General features: G+C 62.9%; 10 protein-coding genes. All 10 read right to left on the bottom strand.

Going from position 1 to position 12,890, the window contains the following annotated elements:
- Positions 1 to 654: 654 nt before the first annotated feature.
- The 10 genes from N177_RS09990 to N177_RS09945 all read right to left on the bottom strand — a co-directional run bounded on the left by N177_RS09990 (position 655) and on the right by N177_RS09945 (position 12,586).
- Positions 655 to 1,617: an ornithine cyclodeaminase family protein gene (locus tag N177_RS09990; protein WP_023432187.1), complete on the bottom strand. Its 963-nt coding sequence runs from the start codon at positions 1,615 to 1,617 to the stop codon at positions 655 to 657.
- Positions 1,618 to 2,014: 397 nt separating this feature from the next.
- Positions 2,015 to 3,082 carry an LLM class flavin-dependent oxidoreductase gene (locus N177_RS09985; protein ID WP_023432185.1) on the bottom strand — a complete coding sequence of 356 codons (1,068 nt, stop codon included), beginning with the start codon at positions 3,080 to 3,082 and terminating at the stop codon, positions 2,015 to 2,017.
- A 28-nt stretch (positions 3,083 to 3,110) separates the two neighbouring features.
- Entirely contained in the window at positions 3,111 to 4,151 is a 1,041-nt protein-coding gene (locus N177_RS09980) for a flavin reductase (RefSeq protein ID WP_051402325.1), read from the bottom strand.
- 69 nt (positions 4,152 to 4,220) lie between these two features.
- Positions 4,221 to 6,110 carry a helix-turn-helix domain-containing protein gene (locus tag N177_RS09975; RefSeq protein WP_023432183.1) on the bottom strand — a complete coding sequence of 630 codons (1,890 nt, stop codon included), beginning with the start codon at positions 6,108 to 6,110 and terminating at the stop codon, positions 4,221 to 4,223.
- A gap of 45 nt (positions 6,111 to 6,155) precedes the next feature.
- The gene (locus N177_RS09970) at positions 6,156 to 6,770 is read right to left on the bottom strand and encodes an amino acid synthesis family protein (RefSeq protein ID WP_023432182.1); all 615 of its coding nucleotides are present in this window, start codon (positions 6,768 to 6,770) and stop codon (positions 6,156 to 6,158) included.
- Positions 6,771 to 6,780: 10 nt separating this feature from the next.
- Positions 6,781 to 7,572, bottom strand: coding sequence for an alpha/beta fold hydrolase (locus N177_RS09965; RefSeq protein WP_040485551.1), 792 nt, complete (start codon positions 7,570 to 7,572; stop codon positions 6,781 to 6,783).
- A 63-nt stretch (positions 7,573 to 7,635) separates the two neighbouring features.
- Complete coding sequence (locus N177_RS09960; protein WP_200863385.1) at positions 7,636 to 9,108, bottom strand: aldehyde dehydrogenase; 1,473 nt, start codon at positions 9,106 to 9,108, stop codon at positions 7,636 to 7,638.
- A 262-nt stretch (positions 9,109 to 9,370) separates the two neighbouring features.
- Positions 9,371 to 10,405, bottom strand: coding sequence for a glycine betaine/L-proline ABC transporter substrate-binding protein ProX (gene proX / locus N177_RS09955; protein WP_023432178.1), 1,035 nt, complete (start codon positions 10,403 to 10,405; stop codon positions 9,371 to 9,373).
- 29 nt (positions 10,406 to 10,434) lie between these two features.
- The gene (locus tag N177_RS09950; RefSeq protein WP_040485548.1) at positions 10,435 to 11,397 is read right to left on the bottom strand and encodes an ABC transporter permease; all 963 of its coding nucleotides are present in this window, start codon (positions 11,395 to 11,397) and stop codon (positions 10,435 to 10,437) included.
- 13 nt (positions 11,398 to 11,410) lie between these two features.
- The gene (locus N177_RS09945; RefSeq protein WP_040485547.1) at positions 11,411 to 12,586 is read right to left on the bottom strand and encodes a quaternary amine ABC transporter ATP-binding protein; all 1,176 of its coding nucleotides are present in this window, start codon (positions 12,584 to 12,586) and stop codon (positions 11,411 to 11,413) included.
- Between the last annotated feature and the right edge of the window lie 304 nt (positions 12,587 to 12,890).

Here is a 12,890-nt window from a genome sequence, read left to right as displayed (position 1 = left end):
CTCTCGATCAGCGCCACCACACGTTCCCGAAGATCCGTCGAAAGTGCTCTGGCCATGCATGCCGGCCTCCCTCACCAGCATGCAGGATGAATCACATTCGCACGCCCGGCGGAATCCCTCACGATTCAGCAGGCTCGGAAAACGCTCTAGACCATTTAGCTTCGCGCTCACGGATACGGCATGCAACTTTCCCGTACCCGGACGACCACACACTCAAAAGCTACTTCTTCATCGCGCATCTGTCCCGTGATCCGTCTGGGAGGAGCGGTCCCTCTCGTGTCTATCCGATCTCAACGTGCCCACAGCAGCTCCCCGCTTCCGCTGACCCGGCAGGCCGGCAGGCCGGCAGGTCCGGTCGGCGCCGCTGCATGGAAACCCTCAAGATATTTGAGCAGAGTTGCGAGCCGAACAGAAACGGATGCTGGCGACCAAGGAGCGCTTACCGCCAGCGGCAGCTTTCGACTTCGATGCAGAGGCTCTCCCATCGCTACGACCGCGACGTACGCGATCCAGAATGCTGAGAGATCGTCGGAAGCTGACCGACAGGTCCGCGGCGAGCGCAGGCTGCAAGAGACATACTTTTCTAGCCTTGACCAGAAACTCGAACGCCACCACCCAACGGCGCGAGTATTCTCCGGCCGTAGTAACGCCGCTCTATCGCGACCGAGACCGTTCCTGCCCCCGAACGCGATCCAGCGCCAAGGCCGCAACGGCGATGTCCTGCAGCGCGACGCCTGTGCTGTCGAAGAGGGTGATGTCCTCCTCGGCCTGTCGCCCGGCGATCGCGCCTCGTAAAACGTCTCCCAGCGGCCCGGCGGCGACATCCCTGCCGAGCAGCCCGAGCGCGACCGCCTTCTGGCATTCCCCGATCGTACACGCCTGCTGCCACTCGTCGTAGAACACGCGGGCTCGCGGCAGCAATGACGGCTCGAGCTCGCCCTTGCCGGCGGTGTCCGCCCCCATCGCATTGATGTGCGTGCCGGGGCGGATCCATTCGGCCCGGACGACGGGCTCCGCCGCAGGGGTGACCGTGGTCAGCACATCGGCGGCTTCCGCGGCCACCTGGAAGTCGCAGGCCTCAGCTTGGGAAACAAACGCGGTCGCCGCCTCGGCGACAGCCTCAGCGCGCGCCCGGTTCCGGCTGGCCACGACGACACGGCGGAACGAGCGCACGCCGGCCTGCGCCGCGATCTGCGGCAAGGCCTGGGCGCCCGCACCGATGATGGAGAGCGTCTCGACGGACGTCCGCCCCAGTGCATCCGTCGCGACGGCAGCGGCGGCCGCTGTGCGCAGCGCTGTCAGGTAATTGGCGGCGACGAGGGCCACAGGCTCGCCGGATGCCGCGTCGCACAGGAGCGTGGTCGACTGGTGGTTCTTGATGCCTCGCGCCTCGTTGCCGGGCCAGTAGCCGCCGGCCTTCAGACCGACGAGCCCCCCCGACATGTCCACGCCGGACTTCACCCCATAGGTGCCGTTCGTTTCCGGCAGCCTCTCGCGCACGACGGGAAAGTTCCTCGCAGAGCCCTCCGCCATCGCGACGAGGACATGTCGAACCGCCGCCAGCGCCTCGGCAGGCCCGAGCAGCGACTTCGCGCGCTCTTCGTCGATGATGATCATGGTGGCATCTCCTGATTGTCCCCCGCCCTGCCTACGAACCGGGCTGCACATTTTGGGGTCTGCGGCTAATCCCTGACAGGGTTCCGTGCTGCCGCTCGACTGTCAGGCCAACTTACTCCTCACCACTCGCAGGCAGAACCGGCTGTCAGACGCGAAGATCCAGCGGCCGGCTCATCCTTATGCCGCCGCCGCGAGCTCCGGTGCAAAAGGGCGCGAGCGTCTCAGAACAGCTCGCAGAGGGTCCGCTGCTGAATCTTCAACCCTTCCTCCCGCACGAGAGACAGATAGGTCTGCATCATAACGCCGCGGATCCGATAGATCGGCCCCTCAACGATCATTCTCCCCCGTTCCCTGCGGTAGCGATCACCGAGCGAAGCGCCCACGGGAGGCCTGCAGTTCAGGCGCGCGCTGCGATCTTACGGCTGGACGACGAGAAGCGGGGCATCACGCGCTCGATGAAGAGCTCGAGGGAACGAAGGGCCTCACGTTTGGGCAGGCCGAAGCTCGCCCCGTAACAGAACATATCGACGCCCGCCTCCTCGTAGATCTTCAACTTCTCAACAGCTTCATCTGACGTGCCGAAGATCATGTTCTGGCGAATGCTCTCGGCCTGATATTCGCTCTTGTTGGCCACCTGATCGTACTCGACGGCTTCCGGGAAGCCGTTGACGACCCGCCCGATATTCTTGAAGAGATTCTCAAAATGGCGGCCGTACCGGATGGAGGCATCCACAGGGGCGCGCCAGCCGTCAGGGTCGTCATAGACGCATGTTCGGCGAAGCATCAGGAACCGCGGCCGGGGCACTCCTGGATTGTTGGCCAGCGCCGTGTCGAACTTCTCTCCGAGGATTGTCACCTCTTCCGGGGGACGCGACAGCGGCGTGGCCATGATGTCGCAGCCGTTCTTGATGGCCCAGTCGAACGTGCCGGGATCGCGTGCGGCGACCCAGATGGGTGGATGTGGCCTCTGTAGCGGTTTGGGCACGGAGGTGGCCGCAGGAAACGACCAGATTTCTCCGTCGTGGGCGTAGTCGCCCTCCCACAGCCTCTTGATTGTCGGGATGATCTCCTTGACGTGGGCCACCCCCTGCTGCTGCGGAATGCCGCCCGCCATTCGGTCGAACTCGTATTGGTAGGCACCGCGCGCAATCCCGAGTTCAAGCCGGCCGTCAGAGAGGATGTCCATTAGCGCTGCCTCTCCAGCGAGCCGGATCGGCTGCCAGTAAGGCGCGACCACGGTCGCAGTTCCCAGCCGAATCCTGCTGGTGTGATTGGCCCAGTGCGTCAGGATCGTGAACGGGTTCGGCGAGATCGTGAATTCGATTGTGTGGTGTTCCGCCGTCAGCGCGAGCTCGAATCCCCCCTGGTCCGCCATTTTAACCAGTTCCAGAGCGTGTGCGGCTACGTCCCGCATGTCCTCTTGCGGATTGAAGCGTTCCATCGTGACGGAGATAGCGAACTTCATTGATGTTCCTCCTGCCGATCCGGGCGCGCTAGCCAGGCCCGGTCTCGCCGCCAGTGCTCGTCCGGCGCAAGTAGTGGTCGAAGCCTTCGGCATCGTCAGTCAGCCTAGCGACGCGGCCGCCGTCTTCGAAATCGCTGTAGATGCCGAACTGGTTGATCGCGCGTTCCTGAAAGAAGCGGCGCAGCATTCCCCTTAGTTGCGGGGGCCACAGACTGTCCCACCGCACATCCTCCTGCCCCGCCAGCACGGCCTCCTGGACGGCGCCCCCGGGCTCGTCCTGAAGCTTGCCGCGGTAGACGATATGGACGGTGTCCGGCGCATCGCTTTCAAAGACCGAATACAGGAAGGTGATCTGCGCCCGAACGCCGATGCGACGGAACGCCTGCTTCAGCGGAACCAGATCCTTGCCGCTGCCGACCAGCGAGGCGTGCGGTAGTGTCCAAAGACCCTCAGGACGACGCACCAGGAGAACCCGGTCCTCATGCTCAACGATACAGCTGACGATGACGTCTTTGCCCGGCGGCCGTGCCACGACCTCCTGCTCTAGGCCCAGAGACAGGTAACCGCCCTGTCCATAGACGAGCGGTCGGCCGGCAGACGATGAGAAGGCCTCCACGCGCCCGATCAGAACAAGATGATCGCCCGCAGGCCGCCGATCGAAGACCGTGCACTCGAACGTGGCGAGACAGTCCGCGATCAGTGGGGCGCCTAGCGAGCCGCGATGCCAATCGACGCGGTCGAACTTCTTCGGCGATTTGCTCGCGAAGATGCCACTCGTCTCGCGCTGCTCCTCCTTCAGCACGTTGATCGCGAACGACGCGCACTCGTCGAACGCAGGTTTGCTCGCGGCGCCGTTGGCGATGCAGATGAGAACGAGCGGAGGGTCGAGCGAAACCGAGGTGAATGAGTTCGCGGTGAAGCCTCGTGGATCGCCCCCTGTACCGACGGTCGTCACCACGGTGACGCCAGTGACAAAGTTTGACAGCGCATCGCGAAAGCGCCCCGCATCGAGGCCGTCGCCGCTACCCGCGTCGACTCGTTCCGTCTCGGCTGCAGGTCCGCTGTTCATGGTCAGCAGCGTAGCTCTCGCAGCGAAGGCGTCTTTCCACCGTTTGTAGAAGAGACGCGCGCGAGGTTCCTACGATTCGACCGAGGGTCCAGACGGGCTCTCGCTAACGGCGCGTAGTCGAAGCGCCAGTGAGAAGCCAAAGCGCGACTCCGCATCCTCGAGATCGAGACCGAACAGGTCCTTCAACCGTGTGAGGCGATAGCGTAGCGTCGAAACGTGGATGCCGAGCTCATCGGCAGTCGCGCGGTACTTGCAGCTGTTGTCGATGAAGACCGAGGCCGTCCGGAGAAGAGCCGTCGAGTTCGTGCTGTCATACTCGATCACTCGACCAATGGTCCCTTCGATGAAGGTGGTGACGGCTGCCGTATCGACCGCTGACAAGAGTACTGCAAAGGGGCCGAAATCTGATTGTTCTAGAAGGCCCTTGCGATCGAACATCGAGGCCAGCGTCAAAATCCGCAGGCACTCCTGCCTCGCGTCAGCGTAGTCCTCCGGCCGCCGACACAGGGGCCCCAAAGCGATGGCCGATTCACTCCCGCACTGCCAACGCATGGTGTCGACGAGCTGCCGGAAGATCGTGCCGCGGAAGTGCGACTGGGCGACGAGCTCCTGTGGCAGCACAATGAAAAGCGACTGCTCGTGGACGACTGAATAAGCTGCTTCGTGCCACCTCCGCAGAAGACTGGGCAGTACACTTTGGAGCTGTCCGAACCCGCCGCAGCCTCCCGTCTTCCGGCAGGACAGGCTAACAGCCAGAAGACGCATCGGGGAGGACAGGTCGATCTCAAGTTGCTCCGCCTGCGCAAGTACCCGTCGCCGGTCCACCGGATGGCTGGCGAAGAGTCTTTCGAATAGCTTCCCGACATCGGCCGCCTGCCGCCGAAGCTCGATGTGGCTGCGCATCAGCTGCGTGCTCAGGGCGAACTTTGCCTCCTGAGCAATCAGGAAATCGAGGTGGTCGAGCTTGCGTTGCCTGGGGAAGATAACAAATCCCCCGACCGTCTGCCCGTCCACGCGCAGTGGCTCCAGAAAAGCTCGCAGCTCGAGCGACTGGCCCTCCTTCTCGATCGTGAATGGGATGAGCCTGCTAAAGTCGCAAGGCTCGCTCTGGTGTATCAGAGCCGCGGCTGCGCGCCCCGCCGCCCCGGACATCAACTCGGACCATTCACGATCCGATGCGAAGGCTGACTGAGGCGATCGCGTCCCGTGAACTGTATTGGTGGTGAAATCGAGGATAAGCACCGGATCCGGCACGATCGCCTCAACGATAGACGCAATCGCCTCCGTCGAGCTGCCGGCGAGAACCCGCTCGAGAAGCCCCGCATGCAGTTCAAGCGTGCGCTGTAACCTCGAGCTCAGCAGTCGCTCGTCGTGAAGCAGTTTTGCCTTCTCGATCGCGATTGCGGCCAGATGAGAGACGGTGGTGAGAAGGTCGATGTCCTCGTCGGTCACATCGACACGTTCGGGCGAGTGAACGGCCAGTACCATCTCTCGATTGTGCGCGTCAGTGCAGCAAAGGGGAACCAACACGATCGTCCGGTAGCCGCGCGCTCTGGCATCGGCTTGGTAATCAGGATGCTCATCAGCGACTTGCGCGTCCGGGATGATGACTGGTCGCCGCGCCTCGATCACCTGGAGCGTGGGACTTGTGGAAAGCTTCCAGCTGGTAGGTAGGCCGGCATTCCTGGAGTGGCCCGGGTCGTATCGGGTCACCAGCTCCGAAAAGCCGGTGGCCCGATTTGCGCCCATGATGCCGGCCCGAGCCCACGGCGTGTCCTGGCAGACTGCGTGCACCACGGTCTCCAGAATGCTGCCGAGATCGCCCCCGGAGTTCACGACGCTGGCGATGTCTCGGATTCGACCCAAGACGCCTTGTCGAGCCGCCGCGAGGCTGCCCTCTGCGTTGCTGCCGTGGTGCCGCAGCCGTTGGCGTGAACCTGCCTCGAACGTATCGGTCATTCGCGGTCGGTCCTATTCATGGCGAAGGTCGCCCTCCGGATCCGGCTACGCGTGCTCGGGTAGCTTCGCCCCGGTCTCGTCGGTGCCCATCTCAGACATGTCCTGGTAACGATCGCCAATACGATGATGCGGGCGGCCGCCCGTGGCCACACCTATGCCTATGAGGATCTCGTCAGGACCGGGCGCATCAGGGACGCTGAGGGTAGCGGTCAGGAAATGCGCGCGGGAGCCTTCCTTCTCCTTCACCTTGTTCTTCATCGGGACGTGAAGGAGGTGTCCAGGCCCCCCGCGCGTGTTCGTGAAGGGTAGGAAGGAGGTGCCACGCGCCGCGTCGCGAAGCACGTTGCCAAAGCGCAGCGTGTGTATAAGCGCCGAGGCGTGCTCGATCTCACCGTTGGTGCCCACGATACCCGCCTTCCCATAAGCCTCGACCGCTTCGGCGCCTCCGGCGAGCTCGATTGCAGTCGGGACGAGCAGTTCGCCCAAGACCGGGGCAAACTCCAAGATCGCGGGCGTGAGATCCTCCACAAACCGTCCCGACCAAGGGTTCTGAATGACAGCCGCGGCCGTGACGATGCGAAGTGGGCGATCTGCCTTCCGACCACCTTCCACATAGGTGTCCTCGATCGCAGTGACGACCTTACGGACGAGATCCTTCATCTTCTTCTCCTCAGGAGGCTCTTGCCGGTTCACCGAAGAACCGGATGAGGTGGTCGGCAACGAGGTCGGAGGCCTCGACCAAGATCGAATGCTTTAGTTCAGGCAAGATCACGAGCTCCGACTGGGGGATGGTGTCGTGCATGAACCGCGCCATCCTTGTGTTGGAGCCTATGTCGAACTCGCCCGTGAGCACCAGCGTGGGATGAGTGATCTCATGCAGGCGGGGAGCCATTTCGCTCTCGCCAAACACGCGATAGGCCTCGATGTAGGACTCGAGGTCGTTCGCCATGAGCTCCTCGATCCGGCTGGCAATCTTCTCGGGGTGCTTCCGTGCGAACTCTTCGGTGAACCAGCGGTCGGTGGCTGCCCCTGTCACAGCGCCAATGCCATCCTTGCGCAGGAGAGCCAGCCTGGAGGTCACCTTCTCCCGCTCCTCTTCCGTTCTGCCGGCAACTGCGGACAGGATCGCAATCCTGCGGAATCGATCTGGCCAGTTCACGGCCAGACAATGCGCAATCATTCCGCCAAGGGAGAAGCCAGCGAGGTCCGCTTCGCGGATTCCCTCCCGATCCATGACGGCTACGATGTCTTCCGCGAAGCGTTCGACACTGTAGCGCTCCCGAATGGGTGGTGAGTTGCCGTGACCTCGCAGATCGGGGCGGATGACGCGCCTGTTGCCCTTCAGCCTCTCGGCGACGCGATCCCAGCTGCCAAGGTTCGCACCGACGCCGTGCACGAGGACGACTGGGTCGCCATGCCCTTCAGCGAGGTAGTTAAATTGTGGCTGAGTGGCTGTATCCATGGGCCGAGGTCTCGCGATCATCTGCTGATTAGCTTGTCACTCATTGAGGTGGGCGCCCCGCACCTACCTCATGACGAAGGGATCGGGCGTCGGTACACCTGACACGTTAATGAAGATGCCTTTCGTCTGAGTGTAGTCGCGGACGGCGTCGATGCCGCCCTCGCGCCCGTAGCCGCTGTTCTTCGAGCCACCAAACGGCACCATCAGCGACGTCTGCCGATACGTGTTCATCCAGATACGGCCTGCAGGCACAGCCCGCGAGACGCGATAGGCTTTCGCGAAGTCTCGGCTGAACACCCCGCCCGCGAACGCGAAGTCGGTATCCCTCGCGAGATCCATCGCCTCCTCCTCGCTTGAGAAGCGCAGGACACTGAGCACGGGCCCGAACAGCTCCCTCCGCACCAGTTCCGCCTCCTGGTTTTCGAAAGCCACGATGGTCGGTTCGAAGTAATAGCCCCGGTCACGATTTGCTGGCCTTCCACCGCCGGACAGCAGTCTGCCGCCAGAGCTGACTGCCTCAGCGACAAGCCGTTCGATGCGGTCACGCTGCGCTTTGGTCGCAAGTGGCCCCATCTGCGTCTCCGGGTCGGTAGGATCCCCGATCCGGATCGAATTCGCCCGATCCACGAGCCGAGCGAGGAGCTCGTCGTAGATGCCGTCCTGCACGAGTAGGCGCGAACCTGCGGCGCAGCTCTGGCCGGTGGCGGCGAAGATGGCGGAAAGGATGCCGTTGACTGCGTTCTCAAGGTCGGCATCGTCAAACACGATAACGGGGGACTTGCCTCCCAACTCGAGCGACATCGCCGCGATGTTGTTCGCTGTGGCCGGTATGATCTTTCGGGCGGTGTCGACGCCACCGGTGAAGCTGACCCGCCGAACGAGCGGGTGCGAAACGAGCGCTTGGCCGCACGCCGCGCCTCCGGTCACTACGTTGACGACCCCGGGAGGAACGCCTGCAGCTTCGATGACCTTGGCGAACTCGACGATGGCTGCCGAAGCGTCCTCAGATGCCTTCACCACCACGGTGTTGCCGGCGGCCAGCGCAGGCGCGATCTTGAAGCCAGCCAGATGTAATTGGGAATTCCACGGCACGACCGCCGCGACCACACCAAGCGGCTCGCGAACGACGAGCTGGAGGGGTGCTCCCTGTGGCGAGGGCGGGATGTCTCCCTGCACCTTGTCAGCAAGCCCTCCGTAGTACTCGTAAACCTCCTTGAGGTTTCGAGCCTGCCACACGGTTTCACGGAGTAGCTTGCCGCTGTCGGTCGTCTCAACGAGCCCTAATTCCTCGGCCGCGGGCTCGATTGCAGCCCCGATCCTTCGAAGGACCTTCCCACGCTCCGCGGCACTCATCTTCGGCCACGGCCCCTCTCGGAATGCCCGATCGGCCGCTTGTACAGCCCTATCCACGTCCTCAGCGGGTGCATCGGAAAACTCGGCCCAAATCTCTTCAGTCGCCGGGTTCACGGAGTGGAAGGTCGCGCCGTTGGAGGCTTCGCACCACGCTCCATCAATGAACATTCCGAACGTGCGGATTTCCGTCACCCGTCCCTCCGTCGTGAAATGCGAGCGGCGCAGGCGGATGACGCGCCGCTCGGTGTCGTGTTGTCGTATGTCGAATGCTGTCGATCCGTCGCTAGGTGCAGCTTCATGGCGCGGCGCCGTGCGACGTTGTCTTCCCTGCTACTGAGACCAAGTCCTCCTAGGAGCCGGACAGTCTGTCTTGAGGAGATGTCCTGACCCAGTTGCCGTTCGGCCGGCAGGATCAGAAGACCCCACCGGCCGTACCGCAATTCGTTCACTGACCAGCGGCGGAGGCCTCTTTGATCCAGCCTTCGAAGGTGTCGGTGTTCTCGTCGATCCAGGTCTGCGCGATCTTCTCGATGTCGCGGTCGCTGTTGCCTTCGTTCAGAGCTCCCTCCCACGTCGACCAGGTCTCGGCGGGCCACCTGACTGTCTCCAGCAGCTTCTCCGCTGCCGGGTTTTCCGAGAGGAAGTCTCGGTTTGCAGCGATCATCCAGTTCCAGGAGCCGGTCACCATCCGGCAGGGATCTTGACCGCCAGCACAGCCTTCGATGCCGCTGACCTCGTGACCGCCCTGCGCGGTGACACCTTCGGGAAGAGCTCCGTAGGGAATGGGAAGCCAAACCACGTCCTTGCCCGGCACCAGCGCGTCGGTGATCCAGGACGGGCTCCACGTGTAGTAGAAGACTGGCTCGCCGCGAGCCGCGCGCGTGAACACCTCGCCCATCAAAGGCTCGTACTTGGCCCGCACCGACTCGACCGTGTCGCCCAGGCCGAATTCCTCCAGCTGAAAATCGACGACGTCGCCGCAGCTCCAGCCTGGATCGCAATTGACGAGGTTGGCGGTGCCGTCGCCATCAGTGTCGAAGAGGGCTGCGAGCTCGGGATCCTTGAGCTGCTCGACATTCGTGATGTCGTGCTCCTCGGAGGTGGCCTTGTCGATCACGAAGCCATTCGTGCCCCCGCCGATGATCGTGCCTTCCCCGACCAGCGCAACGTCGTCCTTTACCTGCTCATAGGCCGGGGCCCTCTGCGGCATGTTGATGTCGCCGGAGACGTGGAGGTCGCCTTGGGCGGCAGCCTGGAAGAAGGCCGCGACGCTGATGGTGCTGAGATCAACGTCGTAGCCCATCTCCTCGAGTGCCTTGATGATGATGGCATCCTGCACGTAGTTCGCGCCAAGGCTGTCGCTGCGGGCGTACTTGAGGTTCTTGCCTTCGCCCGGAAGTTCCTGAGCAGCGAGTGGGCCCGCTAGCAAGACGAGCGTGGTCGCGTAAAGGCTTCGCTTCAATAGGCTGGTCGGCTTCATGTCGTTCCCCTGTTGCTCTTGTTTGCTGCTCAGGCATCGTCGACAGCCGTGCCGCGACGGGCGGCGCGAGCTGCGATCGGTGCCTCTTCGTCGTCTGTCCGGCGGAGGCGCAGCAAGCGGACGAAGTTCGATAGGAAGGACGGGCGCTGCACGCCCTGCTCGTTGGCCATCGCCTGCGTTATCCGGTCGAGCACGATGGCGAGCAGAACAATCGCGATGCCTCCGACGGCGGCACGGCCCACATCGAGACGTCCCAGCCCCTGGAGGACGACGAGGCCGAGGCCCTCGGCACCGATCATCGCCACGATGACGGACATGACCATGGCCATGAGCACAGTCTGGTTCAGACCCCCGAGGATCGTTGGCAGAGCCAGGGGCAGTTGCACCTCGAGCAGAAGCTGCCGCGGTGTGGCGCCGAAGGCTATACCGGCCTCCACGATCTCCCTGTCGACCATCCGGATACCGAGATTGGTGAAGCGGATCAGCGGAGGTATTGCCACGACGATGACGGCCACAGCCCCCGGCACTGTGCCTACGCCGAACAGCATCACCACCGGCACGAGGTAAACGAAGCTCGGCGTAGTCTGCATGATGTCCAGGATCGGTCTGATCACGCTCCACGCCTTGTCGCTTCGGGCGCAGAGGATGCCGGTCGGGATGCCGATGAGCACGCAGAGAATAATGGACGTCGCGATCAGCGCCAACGTCGTCATCGCCTCATACCAGACGCCGATAATGGCGATAAAGGCGAGGGAGAGTGCCGTGAACAAGGCAATACGTCCCGTCGCCGCGCGCCACGCGAAGAGCGAAAACAGGAGGATCAGGATCGGGTAGGGTACGGCGTGGAAAGTGTCCTGTATGAAGCCGAGAAGGCTCTCCACGGGCCACTTTATGGTGGTGAACAGAGGGCGGAGGTTTACCGCCATCCAGCGGACCGCCACCTGAATCCACTCGGCCAGGGGAAGGACGTACAGGTTGTCCGGATCAAACATCGGCAATGGCCTGTCAGCTGGCTCGAGTCTGGTTGTTGCCGATCCAGGCCAGAACGGAATCCGCCTCGATCCGCCCGCAAAGCCGACCATTTTCATCGACAACCGCCACTGGGCGCTGAGAACGGCAGAGCGGCGCGACCTCGAAAAGCTTGGCATCGCTTCGGACAGCCGAAAAATCTTTGCGCAGTAGCGCCTTTGGTTCCCGCGTCTCAGAGAGACTGTCGAGATCTTCCGGGGCGTAGTATCCGAGGATGCGGCCTTCAGGATCGGTTGCGTAGGCAGGCCCAAGCCCGCCCCGCCTCTGCTCTACGACGGTTCCGTCACCGCTCAGCACGATCGGCTCCGCCGGCGACATGACCGAGGCTGCGTCGAAGACGCGCGTACGGTCGATGTGGCGGGTGAATGCGGCGACGTAGTCGTTGTTCGGCGAGAGAACGATCTCCTGCGCCGTCCCCTCCTGAACAACAGCCCCGTCCGCCATGATCGCGATCCGGGTCCCGAGCCTGATCGCTTCCTGGAAGTCGTGCGTGATGAAGAGGATCGTCTTCTTCAGCACCTGCTGCAGCCGAAGGAGTTCGTCCTGCATCTCGTTCCGTATCAGAGGGTCGAGGGCGCTGAAGGCTTCGTCCATGATCAAGACGTCTGCCTCAGTCGCCAGAGCACGAGCGAGGCCGACGCGTTGGCGCATGCCGCCGCTCAGTTCAGCCGGCCGGTGGTTCTCCCAGGCGGCCAATCCGACCACTTCCAGGATTCGGCGCGCCTTCTCCCGACGTTCCCGAGCCGGTAGACCCCGCATCTTCAGGCCAAACTCCGCATTCTCCGCCACCGTTCTGTGGGGCAATAGCGCGAAGTGCTGGAACACCATCGAAACTCGCGAGCGACGTATCTCACGAAGCCTGGCCGCATCGGCTCGCGTCACGTCCTCCCCGTCTATGAGAATGCGACCTGCGTCCGGCTCGATCAGCCTGTTGATGCAACGTGCCAGCGTCGATTTTCCGGATCCGGATAACCCCATCACCATGAAGATCGAGCCTGCGGGAACCGAGATCGAGACATCATTGAGGCCCACGACGTATCGCGACGCGAGGAGCTCATCCTTCGTTTTCCCCGAGCGGAGCAGCCGCACCGCCTCCTGGGGGCTGTCCCCGAAGATCTTGTAGAGGTTCTCGATCCTGACTCGTTCTGTCACGGTGGCCCTTGTCGGCTGAGAAGATCCTCGGCAAGCATGCATCTTGGAAAGCGGGGAAATGGGGGTCTTCCGTGGATACGAAGGAGACTTCTCCCCTTCGATCCTATGAACCGTAGCATGGCTGACGGATGGGCTGAACGATGGTCTGCGAGGGAGACTGGAACTGATGCTCAGCGAAATGGACCGGCCGGCCCTCGCAATCGTCGACATGCAGAATGACTTCGTGCTGAACGGTGGCCCCATGCATGTACCGATGGCTCATCGCATCGTGCCAACCATTGCAGCACTGCTGGAGGAATTTCGG

Source organism: Lutibaculum baratangense AMV1 (genome assembly GCF_000496075.1).
GTDB lineage: Bacteria > Pseudomonadota > Alphaproteobacteria > Rhizobiales > Tepidamorphaceae > Lutibaculum > Lutibaculum baratangense.
Note: the sequence above shows the minus strand (reverse complement) of the source record. Positions and strands in the feature narration are given on the sequence as shown.